General features: G+C 73.7%; 22 protein-coding genes. 12 read left to right on the top strand and 10 right to left on the bottom strand.

What is annotated here, in order from left to right; genetic code table 11:
• Positions 1-2 precede the first annotated feature (2 nt).
• On the bottom strand, positions 3-737 hold the full coding sequence (locus VM636_RS26490; protein WP_037857430.1) for an acyl-CoA dehydrogenase family protein: 735 nt from the start codon (positions 735-737) through the stop codon (positions 3-5).
• Positions 738-1,056: 319 nt separating this feature from the next.
• On the opposite strand from VM636_RS26490, the gene frc reads away from it, so the two are divergent.
• Complete coding sequence (gene frc, locus VM636_RS26485) at positions 1,057-2,286, top strand: formyl-CoA transferase (RefSeq protein ID WP_030418526.1); 1,230 nt, start codon at positions 1,057-1,059, stop codon at positions 2,284-2,286.
• 2 nt (positions 2,287-2,288) lie between these two features.
• Positions 2,289-4,448, top strand: coding sequence for an acetate--CoA ligase family protein (locus tag VM636_RS26480; RefSeq protein WP_030418527.1), 2,160 nt, complete (start codon positions 2,289-2,291; stop codon positions 4,446-4,448).
• Positions 4,449-4,554: 106 nt separating this feature from the next.
• On the opposite strand, the gene VM636_RS26475 is transcribed toward VM636_RS26480, so the two are convergent.
• Positions 4,555-5,238, bottom strand: coding sequence for a GntR family transcriptional regulator (locus VM636_RS26475; protein WP_030418528.1), 684 nt, complete (start codon positions 5,236-5,238; stop codon positions 4,555-4,557).
• A 226-nt stretch (positions 5,239-5,464) separates the two neighbouring features.
• On the opposite strand from VM636_RS26475, the gene oxc reads away from it, so the two are divergent.
• Positions 5,465-7,201, top strand: coding sequence for an oxalyl-CoA decarboxylase (gene oxc, locus VM636_RS26470; RefSeq protein WP_051821191.1), 1,737 nt, complete (start codon positions 5,465-5,467; stop codon positions 7,199-7,201).
• A gap of 159 nt (positions 7,202-7,360) precedes the next feature.
• Here oxc and VM636_RS26465 read toward each other — a convergent pair whose 3' ends face one another.
• The 3 genes from VM636_RS26465 to VM636_RS26455 form a co-directional block, all read right to left on the bottom strand.
• Complete coding sequence (locus VM636_RS26465) at positions 7,361-7,732, bottom strand: hypothetical protein (protein WP_037857433.1); 372 nt, start codon at positions 7,730-7,732, stop codon at positions 7,361-7,363.
• The gene (ctaD, locus tag VM636_RS26460) at positions 7,722-9,449 is read right to left on the bottom strand and encodes a cytochrome c oxidase subunit I (protein WP_053914070.1); all 1,728 of its coding nucleotides are present in this window, start codon (positions 9,447-9,449) and stop codon (positions 7,722-7,724) included. Before ctaD ends, VM636_RS26465 begins: the two co-directional genes overlap by 11 nt.
• A gap of 658 nt (positions 9,450-10,107) precedes the next feature.
• Positions 10,108-10,938, bottom strand: coding sequence for an SAM-dependent methyltransferase (locus VM636_RS26455; protein ID WP_338485880.1), 831 nt, complete (start codon positions 10,936-10,938; stop codon positions 10,108-10,110).
• A gap of 354 nt (positions 10,939-11,292) precedes the next feature.
• Here VM636_RS26455 and VM636_RS26450 point away from each other — a divergent pair, with 354 nt between their 5' ends.
• The 9 genes from VM636_RS26450 to VM636_RS26410 all read left to right on the top strand — a co-directional run bounded on the left by VM636_RS26450 (position 11,293) and on the right by VM636_RS26410 (position 18,256).
• On the top strand, positions 11,293-11,487 hold the full coding sequence (locus VM636_RS26450) for a hypothetical protein (protein ID WP_053914071.1): 195 nt from the start codon (positions 11,293-11,295) through the stop codon (positions 11,485-11,487).
• Complete coding sequence (locus tag VM636_RS26445) at positions 11,487-12,077, top strand: sigma-70 family RNA polymerase sigma factor (protein ID WP_030418534.1); 591 nt, start codon at positions 11,487-11,489, stop codon at positions 12,075-12,077. The genes VM636_RS26450 and VM636_RS26445 overlap by 1 nt, the downstream gene beginning before the upstream one ends.
• The gene (locus tag VM636_RS26440) at positions 12,074-12,781 is read left to right on the top strand and encodes a hypothetical protein (RefSeq protein ID WP_053914072.1); all 708 of its coding nucleotides are present in this window, start codon (positions 12,074-12,076) and stop codon (positions 12,779-12,781) included. The genes VM636_RS26445 and VM636_RS26440 overlap by 4 nt, the downstream gene beginning before the upstream one ends.
• A gap of 220 nt (positions 12,782-13,001) precedes the next feature.
• Positions 13,002-13,124 (top strand): hypothetical protein, encoded by a 123-nt coding sequence (locus VM636_RS26435; RefSeq protein WP_267887096.1) that lies wholly within the window; start codon positions 13,002-13,004, stop codon positions 13,122-13,124.
• 47 nt (positions 13,125-13,171) lie between these two features.
• A complete protein-coding gene (locus VM636_RS26430) occupies positions 13,172-14,434 on the top strand; it encodes a globin domain-containing protein (protein WP_053914118.1) in 1,263 nt (420 codons plus the stop codon).
• Between the two features lie 325 nt (positions 14,435-14,759).
• Positions 14,760-15,899: a cellulose binding domain-containing protein gene (locus tag VM636_RS26425; RefSeq protein ID WP_030418537.1), complete on the top strand. Its 1,140-nt coding sequence runs from the start codon at positions 14,760-14,762 to the stop codon at positions 15,897-15,899.
• 275 nt (positions 15,900-16,174) lie between these two features.
• On the top strand, positions 16,175-17,260 hold the full coding sequence (locus VM636_RS26420; RefSeq protein ID WP_030418538.1) for a lytic polysaccharide monooxygenase: 1,086 nt from the start codon (positions 16,175-16,177) through the stop codon (positions 17,258-17,260).
• 165 nt (positions 17,261-17,425) lie between these two features.
• Positions 17,426-17,815 (top strand): luciferase family protein, encoded by a 390-nt coding sequence (locus VM636_RS26415; RefSeq protein WP_030418539.1) that lies wholly within the window; start codon positions 17,426-17,428, stop codon positions 17,813-17,815.
• Between the two features lie 72 nt (positions 17,816-17,887).
• A complete protein-coding gene (locus VM636_RS26410) occupies positions 17,888-18,256 on the top strand; it encodes a DUF779 domain-containing protein (protein ID WP_030418540.1) in 369 nt (122 codons plus the stop codon).
• Between the two features lie 34 nt (positions 18,257-18,290).
• Here VM636_RS26410 and VM636_RS26405 read toward each other — a convergent pair whose 3' ends face one another.
• The 5 genes from VM636_RS26405 to VM636_RS26385 all read right to left on the bottom strand — a co-directional run bounded on the left by VM636_RS26405 (position 18,291) and on the right by VM636_RS26385 (position 22,598).
• Positions 18,291-18,485: a hypothetical protein gene (locus VM636_RS26405; protein ID WP_030418541.1), complete on the bottom strand. Its 195-nt coding sequence runs from the start codon at positions 18,483-18,485 to the stop codon at positions 18,291-18,293.
• Between the two features lie 123 nt (positions 18,486-18,608).
• Positions 18,609-19,682, bottom strand: a complete 1,074-nt coding sequence (locus tag VM636_RS26400; protein WP_030418542.1) for an acyl-CoA dehydrogenase family protein — start codon at positions 19,680-19,682, stop codon at positions 18,609-18,611.
• Complete coding sequence (locus VM636_RS26395) at positions 19,679-20,860, bottom strand: acyl-CoA dehydrogenase family protein (RefSeq protein ID WP_030418543.1); 1,182 nt, start codon at positions 20,858-20,860, stop codon at positions 19,679-19,681. The genes VM636_RS26400 and VM636_RS26395 overlap by 4 nt, the downstream gene beginning before the upstream one ends.
• Positions 20,857-21,828, bottom strand: a complete 972-nt coding sequence (locus tag VM636_RS26390; protein WP_030418544.1) for an NADPH:quinone oxidoreductase family protein — start codon at positions 21,826-21,828, stop codon at positions 20,857-20,859. Before VM636_RS26390 ends, VM636_RS26395 begins: the two co-directional genes overlap by 4 nt.
• A gap of 191 nt (positions 21,829-22,019) precedes the next feature.
• Complete coding sequence (locus tag VM636_RS26385; RefSeq protein WP_030418545.1) at positions 22,020-22,598, bottom strand: XRE family transcriptional regulator; 579 nt, start codon at positions 22,596-22,598, stop codon at positions 22,020-22,022.
• Positions 22,599-22,639: the final 41 nt, after the last annotated feature.

Below are 22,639 nucleotides of genomic sequence, written 5' to 3'. Positions count from 1 at the left end.
GCTCACGGCGCCTCGGCACCCACCGGCCGGACGGCCTCCGGGGCGGGCAGCGCGGCCAGCCACGGCAGGACCGTGCCGAGCACGGTGTCGAGTCCGCCCGCGCCCGGACCGAGCCGCGCGCAGGCGGGGATCAGCACGGGGTCGGCGCGGACGGTGGAGGCCGCGCTGCCGCGCGGACCGCGGCCGTCCGGCCGGGCGGGCACGAAGAGTCCGGGGGCGTCGGCCGGCACCAGCCACAGGGTCAGACCGTCCTGGCCGTCGGCCGGGCCGGTGGACCAGACGTAGCTGTCGGCCTCCCCCGCGGCGACCACGTCGCACTTGCGGCCCCGCAGGGCCACGACGTCCCCGGCGCGGGTGGCCGTCGAGTGGGGCGGCGGGGCCGCGCCGGGCCCGGCGGACTCCCCGAGGGCGAGGGTGCTGAGGTGGTGCCCGCCGGCGGTGCGCCGGCGCACCCAGGGGATGCCGTGCGCCTCGATGACGGCGACGGCGGCGTAGTGCGAGCGGAGCACGGCGCCGGTGGCCGGGCAGACCCGGGACACCTCGGTCACCACCTCCGCGGCCTCCTCCAGGCCGCGGCCCTGGCCGCCGAGTTCGGCGGAGACGGTGAGCGCCAGCAGTCCGGCGCGGCCCAGGGCGGCCACGGAGGCGCGCGGGAACCGCGCGTCGGCGTCCGCCCGTTCGGCGCCGGGCCCGATGACGCTGGTCATGACGTGGGAGAGAGCGGTGCGGTACGACATGGGGCGGCCCCTTGAAGTCGCGTCGGAGTGGTGCCTGATCCGCCGTCGGACGGCGCAGCCGGCCCTGCCGCCCTCACGGCGGCGGCCGGGGCTCGGCCGCGAGGGCGGAACACCCTCGCGGTGCAGACTGCATACAGTATACTGACTGAGCCCGCGGAACACCCCGTACGACGCACATCGCTCGACTCCCGGCGAAATCCCGCGCACACACCTGGACAGCCACCACCCCGGGGGGGCTACGATTTATTGCATACAGTATCCGTTGACTGTATGCAGGCGCCGCCCAGACGATCCGACCATGTACAAGCGAGGTGACCCCATGACCAGGGCTCTTGAGGGCGTACGTGTCCTCGACATGACCCACGTCCAGTCCGGCCCCTCCGCCACCCAGTTGCTGGCCTGGCTCGGCGCGGACGTCGTGAAGCTGGAGGCGCCGACCGGTGACATCACGCGCCGGCAGTTGCGCGACCTCCCGGACGTCGACTCCCTGTACTTCACGATGCTCAACTGCAACAAGCGGAGCATCACCCTCAACACCAAGACCGAGCGCGGCAAGGAGATCCTGACCGAGCTGATCCGCCGCTCCGACGTCATGGTCGAGAACTTCGGCCCCGGCGCCGTCGACCGGATGGGCTTCACCTGGGAGCGGATCCAGGAGATCAACCCCCGCCTCGTCTACGCCTCCATCAAGGGCTTCGGCGAGGGCCCGTACACCAACTTCAAGGCGTACGAGGTCGTCGCCCAGGCGATGGGCGGCTCGATGGCCACCACCGGCTTCGAGGAGGGCCCGCCCACCGCGACCGGCGCCCAGATCGGCGACTCCGGCACCGGCGTCCACCTGGTCGCCGGCATCCTCGCCGCGCTCTACCAGCGCGAGCGCACCAACCGCGGCCAGCGGGTCAACGTCGCCATGCAGCACGCCGTGCTCAACCTGTGCCGGGTGAAACTGCGCGACCAGCAGCGCCTGGCCCACGGCCCGCTCGCCGAGTACCCCAACGAGGACTTCGGCGACACCGTGCCTCGCTCGGGCAACGCCTCCGGCGGCGGCCAGCCCGGCTGGGCGGTCAAGTGCGCGCCCGGCGGCCCCAACGACTACGTCTACATCGTGGTCCAGCCCGTCGGCTGGCAGCCCATCGCCGAGCTGATGGGCCGTCCGGAGCTGGCCGAGGACCCCGAGTGGGCCACGCCCGAGGCGCGGCTGTCCAAGCTGGACAAGATGTTCCAGCTCATCGAGGAGTGGAGCAGCACCCTGCCCAAGTGGCAGGTGCTGGAGGCCCTCAACGCCCACAACATCCCCTGCGGGCCGATCCTCTCCACCAAGGAGATCATCGAGGACGAGTCGCTGGCCGCCAACGACATGGTCGTCCGCGTCCCGCACCCCGAGCGGGGCGAGTTCACGACCGTCGGCAGCCCGCTCAAGCTCTCCGACTCCCCCGTCGAGGTGACCAGTTCACCCCTGCTCGGCGCGCACAACGAAGAGGTCTACGTCGAGGAGCTGGGGCTCGACGCCGACGAACTCCAGCTCCTCAAGTCGAACGGAGTGATCTGAGCATGCCCGTGAACCATCACGCAGTCGACCGCGACACCGTGACCGAGGTGCTCGCCGGCGTGCGCGCCGAGGGCCGCAGCGCCCTCACCGCGCCCGAGGGCAAGCGGATCGCGGACGCCTACGGGATCGCCACCCCCGGCGAGGCCCTGGCCACGAGCGCGGACGAGGCGGTGGCGCAGGCCGGCTCCTTCGACGGGCCGGTCGTCCTGAAGATCGTCTCCCCCGACATCCTGCACAAGACCGACGCGGGCGGCGTGGTCGTCGGGCTGGAGTCGGCCGAGGAGGTCCGCGACGCCTACGAGCGGATCGTGGCCAACGCCCGGGAGTACGACGCGACGGCCCGGATCACCGGCGTGCAGGTGCAGCAGATGCTGCCGCCCGGCCAGGAGGTCATCGTCGGCGCGGTCACCGACCCGACCTTCGGCAAGGTGGTCGCCTTCGGGCTCGGCGGGGTGCTGGTCGAGGTCCTCAAGGACGTGACCTTCCGGCTGGCCCCGGTCTCCGAGGACGAGGCCGCCTCCATGCTGGACTCCATCGGCGCGGCCGAGATCCTGCGCGGGGTGCGCGGGGCCGCGGCGGTGGACCGGGAGGCGCTGGCCGAGCAGATCCGCCGGGTCTCCCAACTGGTCACGGACTTCCCGGAGATCGCCGAGGTCGACCTCAACCCGGTGATCGCCACGCCGGAGGGCGCCGTCGCCGCCGACATCCGCGTCCTGCTCGCCGAGAACGTGCCGGCCCCCCGGCGCACCCACACCCGCGAGGAGATCCTCTCGGCGATGACCCGGCTGATGCAGCCGCGGTCGGTGGCGGTCATCGGCGCCTCCTCCGAGTCCGGCAAGATCGGCAACTCGGTCATGCGCAACCTGATCGACGGCGGCTTCGCGGGCGACATCCACCCGGTCAACCCGAAGGCCGACGAGATCGAGGGACTGAAGGCGCACGCCTCCGTCCTCGACGTCCCCGGCGAGGTGGACGTCGCCGTCTTCGCCATCCCGGCGAAGTTCGTGCCGGCCGCGCTGGAGGAGGTCGGCGCCAAGAACATCCCCAACGCGGTGCTGATCCCGTCCGGCTTCGCCGAGACCGGCGAGCACGAGTTGCAGGACCGGATCGTCGCCATCGCCGAGGAGCAGGGCATCCGCCTGCTCGGTCCCAACATCTACGGCTACTACTCGCCGTGGCAGGACCTGTGCGCGACCTTCTGCACCCCGTACGACGTCAAGGGGCCGGTGGCGCTGACCTCGCAGTCCGGCGGCATCGGCATGGCGATCCTCGGCTTCGCCCGCACCACCAAGACCGGCGTCTCCGCCATCGTCGGCCTGGGCAACAAGTCCGACATCGACGAGGACGACCTGCTGACCTACTTCGGCGAGGACCCCAACACCAAGTGCATCGCCATGCACCTGGAGGACCTCAAGGACGGCCGGGCCTTCGTCGAGGCGGCCCGCGCCACCGTGCCGAAGAAGCCGATCGTGGTGCTCAAGGCGGGGCGCACCTCCGCCGGGGCGAAGGCGGCCGGCTCGCACACCGGCGCGCTCGCCGGCGACGACGCGGTGTACGACGACATCCTGCGCCAGGCCGGCGTGATCCGCGCCCCGGGCCTCAACGAGATGCTGGAGTACGCGCGGGCGCTGCCGGTCCTGCCCACCCCGCAGGGCGAGAACGTCGTCATCATCACCGGCGCCGGCGGCTCCGGGGTGCTGCTCTCCGACGCCTGCGTGGACAACGGGCTCTCGCTGATGGACATCCCGGCCGACCTGGACGAGGCGTTCATGCGGTACATCCCGCCGTTCGGCGCGGCGGGCAACCCGATCGACATCACCGGTGGCGAGCCGCCGTCCACCTACGAGGCGACGATCCGCCTCGGCCTGGAGGACCCGCGGGTGCACGCCCTGATCCTGGGCTACTGGCACACCATCGTCACCCCGCCGATGGTCTTCGCCGAGCTGACCGCGCGCGTCGTCGCCGAGGCGCGGGCCAAGGGCATCCACAAGCCGGTGGTGGCCTCGCTCGCCGGGGACACCGAGGTGGAGGCGGCCAGCGCCTACCTCTTCGAGCACGGGGTGGTCGCCTACCCGTACACCACCGAGCAGCCGGTCGCCGCCCTGGGCGCCAAGTACCGCTGGGCCAGGGCCGCGGGACTCCTCCCGCCGGCGAAGGGCTGACGAGACCGCGGACCGCCCCGGCGGTGCGGTCCGCCCGGCGGGTCCGGTCCGGGCGCTTCGGCGCCGGGGCCGGACCCGTTCCCGTGCGGGGCGGCGGGCGGCCGGGTCAGCGGCCGGCGCCGGAGTGTGCGTGGTAGGCGGCGCGGGTCTGCTCGGTGTGCGCGCGCATCGCCTGCTGGGCGCGCTGCTCGTCGCCCGCCTCGATGGCCGCGATCAGCTCGCGGTGCTCGTCCCAGGAGTGGGCGCCGCGGGTCCGCGCGATCGGCGTGTAGAACCACCGCATGCGGCGGTCCACCTGGGCGGACAGCTCGGCGAGCACGGAGTTGGCCGCCAGTTCCATGACCTGGGTGTGGAAGGCGGCGTTGGTGGCGACGACGGTGTCGATGTCGTCGGCGCGCAGGGCCCTCTCGCCCGCGTCACACAGGGTGCGCAGCCGCTCGGACGCCTCCGGCGTGGCGTTGGCTGCGGCGAGCCGGGCCGCCTCGGCCTCCAGCAGCCCGCGCACCGCGAGGAGCTGGTCGGCCTCCTGCTCGGTGGGTTCGTGCACGAAGGCGCCCTGGGCGGGGCGCAGGTCGACCCAGCCCTCGGTGTTCAGGCGCTGGAGCGCCTCGCGGACGGGCTGGCGGGAGACGCCGAGCTGTCCGGCGAGTTCGGTCTCGACCAGGTGCTGACCGGGCGTGAGCACCCTGGTGATGATCAGCTCCAGGAGGGCTTCGTAGACCCGCTCGCGCAGCGGGCCCGGCCGCTCCAGCTTCGGCACGGCCCCCTTCGGCAATTCCGTGGACAGCATCGCTTCCATCCCTGATCGGCGGCCCGGCCGTGCCGGACATCGACTTTCGTCTACAGTCTACCGACCCCACCCCCGCCCGCCCGCGCGACCACACGCGCGCACCCGGCCGGCGGGCGCGTCCGCGCGGCGCGCGCACCCGATCCGTACGCCCCTTGCTACCGCACCGCCCCCGAGGGATACTGCATACAGTATTCCCGAGTAGCGCGACACAGGGAGGGTCCTGACCATGACCAACGCTCCTCCGATGCCGGATACCGAGGTCGGGGACACTGACGATCCGGCCGCCCTCACCGACGGGATCCATCTCGTCGTCGACGCGCTGAAGAACAACGGCGTGGAGACGATCTACGGTGTCGTCGGCATCCCCATCACCGACCTGGCTCGCGTCGCGCAGGCTTCGGGCATCCGCTACATCGGCTTCCGCCACGAGAGCAACGCCGGACACGCCGCGGCGGCGGCCGGGTTCCTCACCAAGAAGCCGGGCATCTGCCTCACGGTCTCCGCGCCCGGCTTCCTCAACGGGCTGGTGGCGCTCGCCAACGCCACCACCAACTGCTTCCCGATGGTGCAGATCTCCGGCTCCAGCGAGCGGCACCTCGTCGACCTCCAGCGCGGCGACTACGAGGAGATGGACCAGCTCGCGGCGGCCCGCCCCTTCGTCAAGGCCGCCTACCGGGTGCACCGCGCCGAGGACATCGGCCGGGGCATCGCCCGCGCCATCCGCACCGCCGTCTCCGGCCGGCCCGGCGGGGTCTACCTGGACATCCCGGCCGCGGTGCTCGGCGAGGTCATCGACGCGGAGCGCGGCGCCGCCTCGCTCTGGCAGGTCGTCGACCCCTCCCCGCGCCAGCTGCCCGACCCGGAGGTGGTCGACCGCGCGATCGACCTGCTGGCCAACGCCGAGCGGCCGCTGATCGTCCTCGGCAAGGGCGCCGCCTACGCCCAGGCGGACGAGCGGATCCGCGACTTCGTCGAGGGCACCGGCGTGCCCTACCTGCCGATGTCGATGGCGAAGGGCCTGCTGCCCGACGACCATCCGCAGTCGGCGGCCACCGCCCGCTCCCTCGCCCTGCGCCGGGCGGACGTCGTCGTCCTCGTCGGCGCCCGGCTCAACTGGCTGCTGGGGCACGGCGACGCACCCCAGTGGGACCCCGACGCCACCTTCATCCAGGTGGACATCGAGGCCGCCGAGATGGACAGCAACCAGCCCATCGCGGCCCCGCTCGTCGGCGACATCGGCTCGGTGATGGAGGCGCTGGCCGAGCGGAGCAAGCCGGGCCGGATCTCGGCCCCCGCGGCGTGGCGCGAGGAACTGGCGGCCCGCTCCGCCCGCAACTCCGCCAAGATGGCCGAGCGTCTGGCGGCCGCGCGCACCGCGCACCCGATGAAGTTCCTCGGCGCGCTCCAGGTGATCCGCGACATCCTCCACGAACACCCGGAGACCTACCTCGTCAACGAGGGCGCCAACGCCCTCGACCTGGCGCGCAACACCATCGGCATGCACGTACCCCGCCACCGCCTCGACAGCGGCACCTGGGGCGTCATGGGGATCGGCATGGGGTACGCGATCGCCGCCGCGGTGGAGACCGGGCAGCCGGTCGTCGCCATCGAGGGCGACAGCGCCTTCGGCTTCAGCGGCATGGAGGTGGAGACGGTCTGCCGCTACGACCTGCCCGTCGTCACCGTCGTGCTCAACAACAGCGGCGTCTACCGCGGTGACGAGGCGTCCACCTCCTCCGACCCGGCGCCGACCGCGCTCAAGGCCCGCCACGACGTCATGATCCAGGCGTTCGGCGGCACGGGCGTCCAGGCGACGACCCCCGAGGAGGTCGACACCAGCCTGCGCGCCGCCCTGGCCGCACGGGCCCCGGCGCTCATCGACTGCGTGATCGACCCCGCCGACGGGACCGAGAGCGGCAACATCGCCCATCTCAACCCCAAGGGGATCACCACCCAGCGGTGACCCGCACAGGACGACGGGCCCGCCCCGCGGCGGACCGGGACCGGGACGGGGTCCCGGCCGGCCGGCGGCGGGCCCGTCCACCGAGGCGCCCCTTCACCCGGACCGAGGGACCGGGTGAAGGGGCGCCGGCGTCTTCGCCGGCCCCTCGGCCGGCGCGGGTCAGAGCCCGGCGAGGAGGCACAGCAGCAGGACCGCGGCGGTGAACCCGAGCAGGGTCAGGGCGCACAGGCGCGTCCGGAGCAGGGCGTAGCGCTGTTCGTACTCGCCGCGCAGCGACTGCGCCCGCAGCGCGGTGCGTTCCAGGAAGCGGCGGGAGAGCTGCATCTGCCGCTCGGCGAAGCAGTCGACGACCGCCTCGCGCTGCGCCGAGGTGAGCCAGTCCAGCCGGTCCGCCATGGCCTCGGCCTCCTTGCGGGCCTGCTCCACCTCGGCCTGCCACAGCAGGTACCCCTCCAGCCGGCGCAGTCCGGCCCCGGCCGGTTCGCCGGCCCCCTCCTCCGGGTCCGGCCCGCCCCGCCGGCTACCGGTCACCGTCGCGCGGGAGGCCGGGTGGTCCGGGGTGGGGCTCGACGGCGTCGCGCCGGCCGACGTTCTCCTCCTGGTCGAGCTGCGACAGGCCCGGATGGTGCAGGTCGAAGGCGGGGGACTCCGAGCGGATGCGGGGCATGGTGACGAAGTTGTGGCGCGGCGGCGGGCAGGGCGTCGCCCACTCCAGCGAACGGCCGTATCCCCAGGGGTCGTCCACGCCGACCTGCGTGCCGTACTTGGCGGTCTTCCAGACGTTGTAGAGGAAGGGCAGCATCGAGGCGCCGAGCAGGAAGGAGCCGATGGTGGAGACCGTGTTGAGGGCGGTGAACCCGTCGGCGGCCAGGTAGTCGGCGTAGCGGCGGGGCATGCCCTCCGCGCCGAGCCAGTGCTGGACGAGGAAGGTGGTGTGGAAGCCGGCGAACAGCGTCCAGAAGTGGATCTTCCCGAGGCGTTCGTCGAGCATCTTGCCGGTGAACTTCGGCCACCAGAAGTAGAAACCGGCGAACATGGCGAAGACGACGGTGCCGAAGACGACGTAGTGGAAGTGGGCCACCACGAAGTAGCTGTCGGAGACGTGGAAGTCCAGCGGCGGCGAGGCGAGCAGGACGCCGCTGAGGCCGCCGAAGAGGAAGGTGACCAGGAAGCCCGCGGACCACAGCATGGGTGTCTCGAAGGACAGGGAGCCGCGCCACATGGTGCCGATCCAGTTGAAGAACTTCACCCCGGTCGGGACCGCGATCAGGAAGGACATGAAGGCGAAGAACGGCAGCAGCACACCGCCGGTGACGAACATGTGGTGGGCCCACACGGTGATGGACAGGCCGGCGATGGCGATCGTGGCCCCGATGAGACCGACGTAGCCGAAGATCGGCTTGCGGGAGAACACCGGGATGATCTCCGACACGATCCCGAAGAACGGCAGCGCGATGATGTACACCTCGGGATGCCCGAAGAACCAGAAGAGGTGCTGCCACAGCAGCGCCCCGCCGTTCGCCGCGTCGAAGACGTGGGCGCCGAACTTGCGGTCCACCTCCAGCGCGAGCAGCGCACCGGCCAGCACCGGGAAGGCCAGCAGGACCAGGACGGCGGTCAGCAGGATGTTCCAGGTGAAGATCGGCATGCGGAACATCGTCATGCCGGGGGCGCGCATGCAGATGATCGTGGTGATGAAGTTGACCGAACCGAGGATGGTGCCGAAGCCGGAGAAGGCCAGGCCCATGATCCACAGATCGGGGCCGAGGCCCGGCGAGTGGGCGCCGTCGGTGAGCGGTGAGTAGGCGAACCAGCCGAAGGCAGCGGCGCCGTCGGGGGTGAGGAAGCCGCCCATGGCGATGATCGAGCCGAAGAGGTAGAGCCAGTACGCGAACATGTTCAGGCGGGGGAACGCCACGTCCGGCGCACCGATCTGCAACGGCATGATCCAGTTGGCGAAACCGGCGAACAGCGGCGTCGCGAACATCAGCAGCATCAGCGTGCCGTGCATCGTGAACGCCTCGTTGAACTGCTGTTTCGAGACGATCTGGAGGCCCGGACGGGCCAGTTCGGCCCGGATCACCAGGGCCATCACGCCGCCGACGATGAAGAAGACGAACGACGTGATCATGTAGAGGCTGCCGATCGTCTTGTGATCGGTGCTGGTCACCCAGGAGACCACGACCTGCCCCGGCTTTCGGCGGGGCGGCGCGGCGGTGGTCACGGGCGGCTGGTCGAGGGCGGTCACGCGGGTTCTCCCTGATGGACGCCGTGGGACGGCGGGCGGGCTACGGGCCGGGGCTACGAAGCGGCTGCGCGTATTCGCCGGGAGACCGGCCGGGGGCGCCGGGCGCGGGGTGCGGCGGGACGGCCGGGGCGGGCGGGTCCGGGAGGCGGGAGTGCCGTGGCGGCGCCCCCCGTACGGACGACGCCGGTACGGCACGCGTGCGCGCCGGACGCCGCCGGGAGGGCGCCGCCCGGCTCCGGGCCGAGGCGGTGAGCCGGCGAGGTCCCGGGCCGGGGGGCGGGCGGTGCCGCGCGCCGCGCCGCCCGCGGCGGGGCGGTGCGCGGCGGGACGGCCGGACGCTCCCTCTCGCTCTGGCTCATCCCACCTCCCGTGTGCACGCGCGCCAGCAGGGTCCCACCGACGCTACCGGGACGGTGGGCACCACGCCGCCGTGTGCTCATACCACCGGCGTCCACCAAGTGAGGGCAGGGCCGCGTGTCCTTCACTCGAAGGGAGGCATCCGGCCCTGGGCCCCGGCGCGGGCGGGAAGGGTGGAAGCCGCACCGGGGGCCGCCGGCCGTCGGGGGTGCGAGGGAGGCGCACCGGCTTCCGGGGGTTCCGGCGCGCGCCGGAGCCGCCCCCGTACGGGCGCGGCCGGAGGGGAGGGAGGCGAGGACGGTCAGGGTTTGCGGGCGATGCCGGCGTACAGGGCGGCCTCGGCGTCGGTGACGTTGGAGTGCGGTTCGTCGGGGTCCGGCCGCCAGCGCAGGATGGGGGTCAGACCGGGTTCGAGGAGGTCCCAGCCGTCGAAGAAGGCCGCTATCTCGTCCAGGGTGCGGGCCTGACCCGGGGTTCCGGCCGACTCGTAGATGGTGGTGAGGCGGGCGATCCCCTCGGGGTCGAAGTCGGGGGTGACGTGGCTGATCGTCAGGACGCTGCCGGAGGGCAGGGCGTTCTTGAGCCGTTCGACGATGCCGTGGGCACCGTCCCGGTCGGTGATGAAGTGCAGCAGCGCGTTGAGGCTGAGCGCGATGGGCCGCTGGAAGTCCAGTGCGGCACGGAGCACCCGGTGGTCCAGGAGCGAGGTCGGGTCGGTCACGTCGGCCTGCATGTAGGCGGTGGCCCCCTCGGGGTGGCTGCGCAGCAGCGCGCGGGCGTGGGCCAGCACGATCGGGTCGTTGTCCGTGTACACCACCCTGGCCCGGGGGTTGGTGGCCTGGGCGACCTCGTGCAGGTTCGGCGAGGTGGGGATGCCGGTGCCGATGTCGAGGAACTGACCGATGCCCATCTGCGCCAGGTGGCGGGTGGAGCGGTGGACGAAACTGCGGTTGCTGCGCGCGGCGATGAGGATCGAGGGGAAGGCCGCCATGGCCCGTCCGGCCGCCTCCCGGTCGGCCGGGAAGTTGGTGATCCCGCCGAGGAAGTAGTCGTACATGCGGGCCGAGTGCGCCCGGTCGAGTTCCAGGTCCACCACGTCGCCTCCCCCGCCCGCGCTGCCGCCCCCGCTCATCGCCGCTCTCCCCCTCGGCCGCCGTGCCGCCGGCGTCGCCCCGGCGGTCCTCCACCCTGCGCGCGCCGGGCCGCGCCACCCCGCGCCACCTGAGCTTCCTCCCCCGGGGACCGCGCGGGCAACCGCGGGGACCAGCCAACGCCCGGCTCCACCGCCCGCACGAAAAGGTCAACTATGGTCGCATACCCCTCCCTCCAACACATGACTAATCATACTAATGTGGTGTGCCGAGAAAGTTGAGGTACGGCTTGCACAGGACGGCCCGTCATCCGGTTGGCTGACGAGTGGGAAGTATTTCTCCCACACCGACTCCGCCCAGTGGGGAGCGGCGCGGTGCACAGTCGAAGGACGCCAGTGGACCTCGATCTGGAGAGCCTGGCGGTCTGGGGAACCGCCGCCCGGATCCTCGCCCCCGACCCGCGCCGGGACGGCCGGCACCTGCTCGCCGGCGCCCCGCGCGGCGAGATCGGCCGCCTCCTCCCGGAGCGGCCCGGCCCGCCCGCCGCCACCCCCGCCTTGGACGCCACCACCCGTGACAGTGAGGCGTGATGACCCCCTCCCTCGACGGTTCCCGCGGGCGACAGGCCCGCCCCTCCCCCGCCCGACCCGGGCGACTCGCGTTGACGTTCGACGCCTTCCACGCCTACCACCGCAAGCTCTGGATGCGGTACGCCCACACCCAGGTCGGCAGCAGCACCAGCGCCGAGACCGTCGTGGACCACGCCTGCGCGCGCCTGAAGGCCGACTGGCCCACGGTGCTGCTCCAGGAGTCGGTGCCCCGCTACGCCTGGATGGTCCTCAAGGAGGAGGTGCACGGCTGGCTCGCCGAACGCGGCCTGGAACCCCAGGTCGGCGACGCCGCCTTCCTCACCGCGTTACAGAAGCTGCTGCTGCACGAGATGCGCGACGAACTCCGCGTGATCTCCCAGGAGATAGGTCTGTACGCGGCCATCTCCACCCTGCCCGAACGCCGTTACGACGTCATCGTCCTGCGCTTCCTGCTCGGCATGGACGACGAGGAGGTCGCCGAGTGCCTCGGCATCGACACCGCCACCGTGCGCTCCCACATCCGCCACGCCCGCCGTTCCCTCGCCCGGGAACTGCACATCCCCTACCAGGAGACGGACCCCCGGCAGTGACCCGTACGCACCAGGAACCCGCCCCCGGTATCGACGCCGCCCTGCACGCGGCCCAGGCCCTCACCCGCGCCTACGACGACTACGACACCGACCGGGCCCTGCGTCGCGTCACGGCCCTCGCGGACAGCAGCGCCGCCGGCCCCGCCCGGCCCCCCTCCCCGTACCCGACGGCGCACGAACAGGCCGCGCACGACCTGGACCTGGCGGTCACCCTGATCGTGGACTCGCCGCAGGCGCACGTGAGCCTCGCCCGCCTCGTCGACCACGAACGCATCGAGCCCGAGGGCGCCCTCGTCTTCGCCGCGCTGCTGCGGCTCGCGGGGTACGGGGACCAGGCGCAGTTCTGGTTCGAGTTCGCCGCCGGCGCCGGCAACCGCACCGCCGCCTTCTGCCTCTACCTGCTCCACCAGGGGCGGGCCGAGCACCGCGCCGCCGCCTTCTGGCGTACGCAGGCGCACACCGCCGCCGCCCCCGCCGAGCCCCCGGTGCCGGTCCGCGGGCGGCAGCCTCCGCTGCTCCCCGAGAGCGTGCGCCGGGAGCTGATCAGCCGCTGCTGGGAGGGCCGGCGGCCGACCCTGCCACCGAGGGTCGCGGCGGTCATCCACGGCCTGCCCGTCGACTGCGCGGACGAGGACTTCGGCGAGATCCCCCGCCCCGACCACGCCCTCACCCGGCTCCCGGAGCACGAACCCCCCGCGGACTGAGGGGAGTCCGCCCGGGGCCCCGGCGCACCGGACCCCCGGGTCCGCCGGGGGCCCGCACGGGGTGAGCAGGCAGGCGGGGAGATGTCCAGGGCCCAACGGCCCCGGCACCCAGGGACGTTGGGGCATATGCCCGTAATGCCATACTGACCTGCGGTTTCACCGGGCGGACGCCTTCCGTTCACGGCGTCGCCGACCCCTACACGTCTCCAGGAGCCCCTCCATGCGTCCAGTCATCCGCCCGCTCCCCGGCGAAGCACCCGCCCTGCCCGCCCCGTGCGCCCCCGCGCCGGGCGCCGCGCGGGCCACCGTCGGCTCCGGGACGCGCGGCGGCGGCCGGTCGTGAGCGCCGAGGACGGGACCTACCACGCGCTCCTCGCGCGGCACGACGCGATGCGGCTGCGCCGCCGCCTGCTCTCCCCCGCAGGCGCCGGCGACCCGGGCGGCACCTCCCGCCCGGCGCCGCAGGAGACGTACGACGGGGCGGCCGACCAGCGGCTGATCATGAGCCGGCTGGACCTGGTCGCGCCCTTCGACGAGCTGATCACCCGGCTCTACGCGGCGCTGTTCACCCGGCACCCCGCGCTGCGTTCGCTCTTCCCGGCCGAGATGGAGTTCCAGCAGGCCCATCTGGCACGCGCGTTCTGGTACCTGATCGAGCACCTGGACCAGCCCGGGCGGATCACCGAGACCTTCACCCAGCTCGGCCGCGACCACCGCAAACTCGGGGTGCGCCCGGCACAGTACGCGGCCTTCGAACAGGCCCTGTGCGAGGCGCTGCGCAGCCGGGCCGGCGAGCACTGGACGCCGGACCTGGAGGACGCCTGGGTGCGGATGCTGCGGCTCGGTGTCACCGCGATGGTCCGGGGCGCGGACGCCGCGCTGCGCGAACCGGCGTGCTGGAACGCCACGGTGACGGAGCACCGCCGGTGCGGTCCGGACCTCGCGGTGCTCCGGGTCCGCCCGCACGAGCCCTTCCGGTACCGGGCCGGGCAGCACACGGCCGTCGAGCACGCCCTGCTGCCGCACACCTGGCGGCCGTACTACGTGGCCGGCGAGCCGGGCCGGGACGGGGAGCTGGAGTTCCACGTGCGGTGCACGGCCCCCGGCGGGGTCAGCGAGGCGCTGGTGCACCGCACCGGCACCGGCGACCCGGTGCGGCTCGGCCCGCCCAAGGGCAGCCTCGCCCTCGGCGACGACCCGGAGGGCGAGCTGCGCCTGGTGGCCTGGGACACCGGCTGGGCGGCGATGAAGGCGCTGCTGCGGGAGGCGGAACGGCGGGCCCGCCCCGCGCGCCGGGTGCTGCTCTTCCTCGGCGCCGACACGCCGTCCGGCCTCTACGACACCGGGTACGCGGCCGACCTGGAGCGGCGCCGGCCGTGGCTGAACCTGGTGACGGTGGCCGGCGGGGCGCCGGGCGAGGACGCGTACGGCAGGCTGGCCCGCGCGGTGACCCGCGGTGTCACCCCGGGCTCCGGCCGGACGCTGGTCGCGGGGCCGCCGGAGATGGTGCGCGCGGTGACCGGCCTGCTCCTCGACGCCGGGGTGCCCGCCGGGAACGTCCTGCACGACCCGCTGCCGCCCGGCCCGTACCCCGTGCCGTACGCCGCGGGCGGCCCCGCCGCGCCCCTGCGCGACCGGCCCGTTCCCGCCTGACCGGCCTGCTCGGCCCCGCGTCCCGGGCCCGTCGCGGCCCGGGGCGCCGCCGCTCTCGCGGGGCGCCCGTACCGCCTCCCCGCACCCCGCCCCGCCCACCGGACCGGCGCCACGGGGGCCACCGGCCCGGACGCGACGGAGGGGGACGTCCACCACCTGGCACTTCGGGAATCTTCGCGACGATCCGCGCGCACAACCTTGTCAGGGACATGAACTCCTCCTACAGTCCCCAGCACACCGGTTTATGGGAGCGCTCCCACCCGTGGGGAGGTGGGAGCGCTCCCGCCGCCGGCCCCGTCCCCGCACCCTCCCGGAGAGGCTCCCCATGCGACCGTCACGGCATCATGTCCGCCCCCGGCACGGCCTGTTGGGAGCGCTGCTCGCCGCGCTCGCCGTCCTCGCGTCGCTCATGACGGCGGCGGCCCCGGCCCAGGCGGACACCGCGCTCTGCGAACCGTTCGGGACCACCACGATCCAGGGACGCTACGTCGTCCAGAACAACCGCTGGGGCACCAGCGCGACCCAGTGCATCACCGTCACCGGCTCGGGCTTCCGGATCGACCGCGCCGAGGGCTCGGCACCGACCGACGGGGCCCCGAAGTCGTATCCGTCCGTCTTCGACGGCTGCCACTACACCGTCTGCGCCCCCGGCACCGAACTGCCCGCGCGCCTCGGCGACATCACCGCGGCGCCCACCTCGGTCTCCTTCGGCTACGTGGACGACGCGGTCTACGACGCCGCCTACGACATCTGGCTCGACCCGGCACCGCGCACCGACGGTGTCAACCGGACCGAGATCATGGTCTGGTTCAACCGGGTCGGCCCGGTCCAGCCGGTGGGCTCCCCGGTGGGAACCGCCACGGTCGCCGGGCGCACCTGGGAGGTGTGGTCGGGCGGCAACGGCAGCAACGACGTGCTGTCCTTCGTCTCCCCGTCGGCCATCGGGAGCTGGAACTTCGACGTGATGGACTTCGTCCGGCAGGCCGTCGCGCGCGGGCTCGCCGGCGACGACTGGTACCTGACGAGCGTCCAGGCCGGCTTCGAGCCCTGGCAGAAGGGCGAGGGACTGGCGCTGACCTCGTTCTCGGCCGGCATCGACACCTCCGGCGCCCCGGGCGGCCCCGGGGAGCCCGGTCCCGGCGACCCGGCGGCGTGCGAGGTCGCCTACGCCACGAACGTCTGGCCGGGCGGCTTCACCGCCGACGTCACCGTCACCAACACCGGCTCCGCCCCCGTCGACGCCTGGCGGCTGGCATTCACCCTGCCCCCGGGACAGCGGATCGCCCACGCCTGGAACGCCGGGGTCACCCCCGCCTCCGGCACGGTCACCGCCACCGGGCCGGCGCACAACGCCCGGATCGCCCCGGGAGAAGCCCTGACCTTCGGCTTCCAGGGCACCTACACCGGCTCCTTCAGCACACCGGCCGGCTTCCGGCTGAACGGCGCCGCCTGCGCCACGGCCTGACCGCCCGGCACCGGCACCACCACGGCACCACCGCACCGGCCCCACACGGCACACCGCACCGCAGCACCACGGCACCACCGCCCCCCGCACTGCCGTACCGCCGCACGCCGCGCCACCGCGCGGGCGCCCGGCCACGTGACCGCGGCCCGTGCGACCGTACGGCCCCGCTCCCCCGCCCGTCCGGTCGGACCGCCTCCCCGGGCGGGCGGGGGCTCCACCGCACGACCCGCACCTCATGCCCCGATCGGCAAATCGAGTGGAATACGGGAGATCCCATGGTTCGACGCAGCAGACTGCTCACCCTGACGGCGGTGATGGCCACGCTGCTCGGCGCGCTCGGCGTGACCTTCCTGCTCGGGCAGGGCCGGGCCGAGGCACACGGTGTCGCGATGACGCCCGGTTCGCGCACCTACCTCTGCCAGCTCGACGGCCTCACCGGAACGGGAGCGCTGGACCCGACCAACCCGGCCTGCCGGGACGCCCTCGACAAGAGCGGCGCCACCGCGCTCTACAACTGGTTCGCCGTGCTCGACTCCAACGCGGGCGGACGCGGCGCCGGCTACGTGCCGGACGGCACCCTGTGCAGCGCCGGCGACCGCTCGCCGTACGACTTCTCCGCCTACAACGCCGCCCGCGCCGACTGGCCGCGGACCCACCTGACCTCGGGGTCCACCATGAAGGTGCAGTACAGCAACTGGGCGCACCACCCGGGCGACTTCCGGGTGTACCTGACCAAGCAGGGCTGGTCCCCCACCACTCCGCTGGCCTGGGCCGACCTCCAGCTCGTCCAGACGGTGTCCGACCCGCCGCAGCAGGGCTCGCCGGGCACCAACGGGGGTCACTACTACTGGGACCTGGCGCTGCCCTCGGGCCGCTCGGGTGACGCGCTGCTCTTCATCCAGTGGGTGCGGTCGGACAGCCAGGAGAACTTCTTCTCCTGCTCCGACATCGTCTTCGACGGCGGCAACGGCGAGGTGACCGGCATCCGCGGCTCCGGCGGCGGGACGACGCCTCCCACCACCCCGCCGCCGACGACCCCGCCGGACCACTCCGGGTCCTGCATGGCCGTCTACTCCGTGCAGAGTTCCTGGAACGGCGGCTTCCAGGGCTCCGTCGAGGTCATGAACCACTCCACCGAGCCGCTGAGCGGCTGGGCGGTGCGCTGGCAGCCCGGCAACGGCACCGCGATCGGCGGGGTGTGGAACGGGGCCCTGTCGGCGAACGGGGACGGCTCGGTGACGGTCCGCAACGTGGACCACAACCGGGTCGTCCCACCGGACGGCAGTGTGAGCTTCGGCTTCACCGCCACCTCCACCGGCAACGACTTCCCGGTGGGCACCATCGGCTGCGTCGCACCGTGACGCGGTAGGCGGGGAGCGCCGCGCCGGCCCGCGCGGCGCTTTCCGTGACCTCCCGGACGGCCGGCGCCCCCGTGTGCCGGCCGTTCCGCGCGCCGTCCCTCACGCACGGGTTACGAATCGCTCAACCCCTGGTTGCGCGGCGAGGACCGGGCGACGATGGGGGGCATGACACTGGTTCAGCGCGCCCTCGAACGGCTGCACGCCTGGCCCGACCTCACCGAGGGTCCGGCAAGCTGCGGAACGGGGCGGGCGCTCCGCTCCGTCCACGACGACATCGTCCACTTCCACTCGGAGCGGGACGCCGACCTGCACCTCACCCTCGACGCCATCCGGCGCGTCCACCAGGGGCTGGGCGGCTCCAGCGCGATCCGGCTGGTGCCCGGTTCACGCTGGGTGACGGTGCACCTGGACTGCGACACGGACGTCGACCTGCTGCTGAGCCTGGTCAGCATCGCCCTGCAGGCGCACCAGGGCACGCCTGCGGCCGGGCCGCCCTCGGAGTGCAATCTGCACCGGGTGACGGTGCTGCCCCGTGACGGGGCGGGCGCCGGCTGAGCCGCGCGGTGGTCCGTCGGTGGTCCGTCGGCGCAACGCTTCCGCAACCTTCGCCGTGCTGGTATGGGGAGCATGGACGACACACACGAGGACGTCCCGCGCGTCGAGGTCACCGACGCGGCGGCCGGGCTGCTGCGGCGGCTGAGCGCGGCGCACGGTCCGCTGATGTTCCACCAGTCCGGCGGGTGCTGCGACGGCAGCGCGCCGATGTGCTATCCCGCCGGTGAGTTCCGCACCGGCGCCTCGGACGTCCTGCTCGCCGATCTGGTGGTCGAGGGCGTCGGGGAGCCGGTGCCGTTCTGGATGTCGCGCAGCCAGTTCGCGCTGTGGAGCCATACACGGCTGATCGTGGACGTGGTCCCGGGCCGGGGCAGCGGCTTCTCCCTGGAGGCGCCCGAGGGGGTGCGCTTCCTCATCCGCTCCCGCGTCCTCGGGACCTGACGCGCTCCGGCCGGGGCCCCGGCGGGCCGAGGTGTCAGGGCCGGAGGCTGCCGACGATGTCGGCGGTGGCGGTGAGGCCGCTGTGGATGGTGGGGGCGATGCTGCTGCTCGCCAGGTAGAAGCCGAGCAGCAGGCAGACCAGGGCGTGCGAGATCTTCAGTCCTCCGTTGCGCAGGAAGATCACCGCAAGGACGAGCAGGAACAGCACCACCGAGATGGAAATGGCCATCGTGAACCTCCTCCGCCACGTCCGCTTCGCGGCGTTCGGCCGCAAGTGTGGCGTAGCGGAGGGTTCGTCCGTGCGGCTCGGCTATCCTCCGAACGTGTGATGTCCGCGCGTTCGGATACGCCGTCAGGGCGCCGGGAGGTCCGCCAGTGCGGCCAGCGCCCCGCGGTGGGCGCCCGCCGTGCCGTAGGCGAGGGAGTCGGCCTTGGCCCGCTTCAGGTACAGGTGGACCGGGTGTTCCCAGGTCATGCCGATGCCTCCGTGCAGTTGCAGCGCCTCCTCGGCGGCGTGGACCGCGGCCCCGCTCGCGTACGCCTGGGCGAGGGCGACGGCCGTGTCGGTGTCCTCGCCGGTGGCGAGGGCGTCGGCGGCGTTGCGGGCGGCGGCGCGCAGGTTCACGTTCTCCAGCCAGAGCCGGGCGAGCCGGTGCTTGAGCGCCTGGAAGCCGCCGACCGGCCGGCCGAACTGGCGGCGCTCCTTCACGTGGCGCACGGTCTCCTCCAAGGCCCAGGTGGCGAGCCCGAGTTGTTCGGAGGCGAGCAGTCCGGCGGCGGTCCCCAGGGCCCGGTCGACGGCGGGCCCGGACGAGCCGAGCCGGTCTCCCGGCGCCCCGTCGAGGGTGAGCGTGGCGAGCGGCCGGGTGGGGTCCAGGCAGGTCTGCGGCGTCACGGTGACCGCGTCGGCGTCCACGGCGTACAGGGCGCCGTCGTCGGCGGGGACGAGCAGCAGATCGGCGGCGGTGGCGTCGGCGACGCCGGTCAGCTCGCCGTGCAGGGTGCCGCCGGAGAGCCGGGCCCGGGGGTGGCCGGCGCCGGGGCCCACGTGGAGCGGTACCGCCAGCGCGCCGGTGCGGCGCCCGGCGGCCAGCTCGGCGAGGAGGCCGTCGGCCGCGCAGGCGAGCAGCGCCTCGGTGGCGACGACGGCGCTGGTCAGGAAGGGCACGGGGGCCATGGCGCGGCCCAGTTCCTCCAGGACGACGGCGGCCTCGCGCGGGGACGCGCCCTGTCCGCCCCGTTCCTCGGGGACCAGAAGGCCGGCCAGGCCCATGCCGTGGGCGAGCCGCCGCCACAGGGCGAGGTCGTGCGGCTCGGCCGTGTCGGCGCGCGCGATCACCGCGGCGGCCTCGCAGTGGTCGTCGAGCAGGTCCCGGACGGCGGCGCGCAGCGCCTCCTCCTCCGCGGAGTAGAGCAGGCCGCTCATCGGGCCAGGTCCTTCCAGGCGGCGTCCTTGTCGGTACGGGGTTCGGCGGGCAGGCCGAGGACGCGTTCGGCGATGATGTTGAGCAGGATCTCGCTGGTGCCGCCCTCGATGCTGTTGCCCTTGGAGCGCAGGTATCGGTAGCCGGCCTCGCGGCCGGTGAAGTCCACCAGTTCCGGGCGGCGCATGGTCCAGTCGTCGTACAAGAGGCCCTCGGCTCCGAGGAGTTCGACTTCCAGGCCGCTGATCTCCTGGTTGAGCCGGGCGAAGCCGAGTTTCGTGGCGGCGCCCTCGGGTCCGGGCCGGCCGGCGGCGAGGTTCTGGCTGAGCCGCTCGACGGCGAGCCGGGCGACCTCGGCCTCGACCCAGAGGCCGAGCAGCCGCTGGTGCAGGTCGTGGGTGCGCAGGCCGGGGCGTTCGCGCCAGGTGCGGGCGACGGGGCCGATCATGCCGCCCTCGCGGGGCAGCCGGGTGCCGCCGATGGCGACGCGTTCGTTGTCCAGCGTGGTCCGGGCGACCCGCCAGCCGTCGCCGGCCTCGCCCAGGCGGTGGGTGTCGGGGATGCGGACGCCGGTGAGGAAGACCTCGTTGAACTCGGCCTCGCCGGTGATCTGGCGCAGTGGCCGGACCTCGACCCCGGGATCGGTCATGTCGCAGAGGAAGTAGGTGATGCCCCGGTGCTTGGGCGCGTCCGGGTCGGTGCGGGCGAGGAGGAGGGCCCAGCGGGCGAGGTGCGCGCTGGAGGTCCACACCTTCTGTCCGTCGACGATCCACTCGTCGCCCCGCCGGACCGCCCGGGTGCCGAGGGCGGCCAGGTCCGAGCCGGCGCCGGGTTCGGAGAAGAGCTGGCACCAGACCTCCTCGCCGGTCCACAGGGGGCGCAGGAAGCGCCGCTTCTGCTCCTCGGTGCCGTGGCGCAGGATCGTCGGGGCGGCCATGCCGAGGCCGATGCCGATGCGCCGGGGGTCGTTGTCGGGGGCGCCGGCGGCGGCGAGTTCGGCGTCGGCCACGGCCTGGAGGGCGCGGGGGGCGCCGAGTCCGCCGAGCCCTTCGGGGAAGTGCACCCAGGCGAGCCCGGCGTCGAAGCGGGCTCGCAGGAACTCCGGGCGCCCGGTGGTGCCCGGCGGGTGGGCGGCCAGCAGGGCCGCGGTACGGCGGCGCAGGTCGTCGGCGTCGGTCATGCGACGGTCTCCTGTCCGGGGACGACCGTCACCCGGCCGGTGGTGGTGCCGTCGGCGACCCGCTGGACGGCCGCGGCGGCCTCGTCGAGCGGCACCCGCGCGCTGACCAGCGGGGCGATCGCGCCGCGGGCGGCCAGCTCGGTGAGCCGGCCGTGGCACTCGCGGACCAGGCCGGGGTTCTTGGCCTGGTAGAGGCCCCAGTGCAGGCCGAGGACGGAGTAGTTCTTGACGAGGGCGTGGTGGAGGGCGGGGCGGGGGACGGTGCCGCTCGCGAAGCCGACGACCACGATCCGCCCCTCGAAGGCGACGGCCTTGGCGGACTGGGTGTAGGCGTCGCCGCCGACCGGGTCGTAGACGACGTCGGCGCCCCGGCCGCCGGTGGCCTCCTTGACGGCGGCGACGACGTTCTCCGTGCGCCGGTCGATCACCAGGTCGCAGCCGAGTTCGTCGGCGACGGCGGCCTTCTCGGCTCCGCCGACGACGCCGATGACGGTCGCGCCGGCGGCCTTGCCGAGCTGCACGGCGGCGCTGCCGACCCCGCCGGCGGCGGCGTGCACGAGCAGGGTCTCGCCGGGTTCCAGGCGGGCGCGGCGGTGCAGGCCGAACCAGCCGGTCTGGTAGCCGATGTGCAGCGCGGCGGCCTCGGCGTCGTCCAGGGAGTCGGGCGCGGGCAGCAGCGTGGCGGCGTCGGCGAGGGCGTACTCGGCGAAGCCGCCGTGCGGCAGCGCCGGGGTGGCGAGGACGCGGCGGCCGTCCTCGGTCTCGCCGCAGACCTCGACGCCGGGGGTGAAGGGCAGCGGCGGCCTGACCTGGTACTCGCCCCGGCAGAGCAGGGCGTCGGGGAAGTTGACGTTCGCGGCGCGGACCCTGAGCAGGACCTGGCCGTCGGCGGGGACGGGCCGCTCCGTCTCCGCGAGCCGCATCACCTCGCTCGGCTCGCCGTTCTCGTGCACCTGCCATGCCTGCATGCGGGCCTCCACACGACCGTCGGACGGGATGACGGCATACTAAGCGGTCGCTTGCCGCCCGGGGAACCACCACGGCGGACCGGCGTCCACCCGCGCGCCGCCGGCTCCCGGCCCACGCACGCCGCCGGGCGGGCGCCGCCACGGCCGCGGACCCGCCCCCGGCCGGCCTCACGTCCCCCCGGCTCCCGCCCTCACGAACCACGCCCCGACGGCCGCGCCCGGACGTGCATGCGTTCCCCCTGCGGCCCGAAGAGGCTGAGGAACTCCGCCGGCCCCTCCCCCGTCGAGCCGAACCAGTGCGGCACCCGGGTGTCGAACTCCACGGCCTCCCCCGCCGTCAGCACCATGTCGTGGGTGCCGAGGACCAGGCGGAGCCGGCCGGAGAGCACGTAGAGCCATTCGTACCCCTCGTGAGTGCGGGGGTCGGGCTCCTGGTGGCGCCGGGGTTCGAGCACCTTGAACGCCTGGAGGCCGCCCGGCTGGCGGGTCAGCGGCCAGTAGGTGCGTCCGTGGCGCACGATCGGCTGGGACCGCACCCGGGGGTCGCCGACCGGCGGGGCGCCGACCAGCTCGTCCAGCGGCACCTGGTGGGCGCGGGCGATGGGCAGCAGCAGCTCCAGGCTCGGCTTGCGCAGCCCCGACTCCAGCCGGGAGAGCGTGCTGACGGAGATGCCGGTCGCCTCGGAGAGCGCGGCGAGGGTCACCTGCCGTTCCCTGCGCACCTGGCGCAGCCTCGGTCCGACACCCGCGAGCACTTCGTCCGACGTCATGCGCTTATTGCAGAACCGGCAAACCCATTTGTCAATCCGGC

It is taken from the genome of Streptomyces sp. SCSIO 75703 (genome assembly GCF_036607905.1).
In the GTDB taxonomy this organism is placed as follows: domain Bacteria; phylum Actinomycetota; class Actinomycetes; order Streptomycetales; family Streptomycetaceae; genus Streptomyces.
Note: the sequence above shows the minus strand (reverse complement) of the source record. Positions and strands in the feature narration are given on the sequence as shown.

Bases quoted from the DNA above. Each gene is read 5' to 3' on its own strand.
- VM636_RS26490 (WP_037857430.1), bottom strand. From the start codon at position 737: ATGTCGTACCGCACCGCTCTCTCCCACGTCATGACCAGCGTCATCGGG.
- frc (WP_030418526.1), top strand. From the start codon at position 1,057: ATGACCAGGGCTCTTGAGGGCGTACGTGTCCTCGACATGACCCACGTC.
- VM636_RS26480 (WP_030418527.1), top strand. From the start codon at position 2,289: ATGCCCGTGAACCATCACGCAGTCGACCGCGACACCGTGACCGAGGTG.
- VM636_RS26475 (WP_030418528.1), bottom strand. From the start codon at position 5,238: ATGCTGTCCACGGAATTGCCGAAGGGGGCCGTGCCGAAGCTGGAGCGG.
- oxc (WP_051821191.1), top strand. From the start codon at position 5,465: ATGACCAACGCTCCTCCGATGCCGGATACCGAGGTCGGGGACACTGAC.
- VM636_RS26455 (WP_338485880.1), bottom strand. From the start codon at position 10,938: ATGAGCGGGGGCGGCAGCGCGGGCGGGGGAGGCGACGTGGTGGACCTG.
- VM636_RS26445 (WP_030418534.1), top strand. From the start codon at position 11,487: ATGACCCCCTCCCTCGACGGTTCCCGCGGGCGACAGGCCCGCCCCTCC.
- VM636_RS26435 (WP_267887096.1), top strand. From the start codon at position 13,002: ATGCGTCCAGTCATCCGCCCGCTCCCCGGCGAAGCACCCGCCCTGCCC.
- VM636_RS26430 (WP_053914118.1), top strand. From the start codon at position 13,172: ATGCGGCTGCGCCGCCGCCTGCTCTCCCCCGCAGGCGCCGGCGACCCG.
- VM636_RS26425 (WP_030418537.1), top strand. From the start codon at position 14,760: ATGCGACCGTCACGGCATCATGTCCGCCCCCGGCACGGCCTGTTGGGA.
- VM636_RS26420 (WP_030418538.1), top strand. From the start codon at position 16,175: ATGGTTCGACGCAGCAGACTGCTCACCCTGACGGCGGTGATGGCCACG.
- VM636_RS26415 (WP_030418539.1), top strand. From the start codon at position 17,426: ATGACACTGGTTCAGCGCGCCCTCGAACGGCTGCACGCCTGGCCCGAC.
- VM636_RS26410 (WP_030418540.1), top strand. From the start codon at position 17,888: ATGGACGACACACACGAGGACGTCCCGCGCGTCGAGGTCACCGACGCG.
- VM636_RS26405 (WP_030418541.1), bottom strand. From the start codon at position 18,485: ATGGCCATTTCCATCTCGGTGGTGCTGTTCCTGCTCGTCCTTGCGGTG.
- VM636_RS26400 (WP_030418542.1), bottom strand. From the start codon at position 19,682: ATGAGCGGCCTGCTCTACTCCGCGGAGGAGGAGGCGCTGCGCGCCGCC.
- VM636_RS26395 (WP_030418543.1), bottom strand. From the start codon at position 20,860: ATGACCGACGCCGACGACCTGCGCCGCCGTACCGCGGCCCTGCTGGCC.
- VM636_RS26390 (WP_030418544.1), bottom strand. From the start codon at position 21,828: ATGCAGGCATGGCAGGTGCACGAGAACGGCGAGCCGAGCGAGGTGATG.
- VM636_RS26385 (WP_030418545.1), bottom strand. From the start codon at position 22,598: ATGACGTCGGACGAAGTGCTCGCGGGTGTCGGACCGAGGCTGCGCCAG.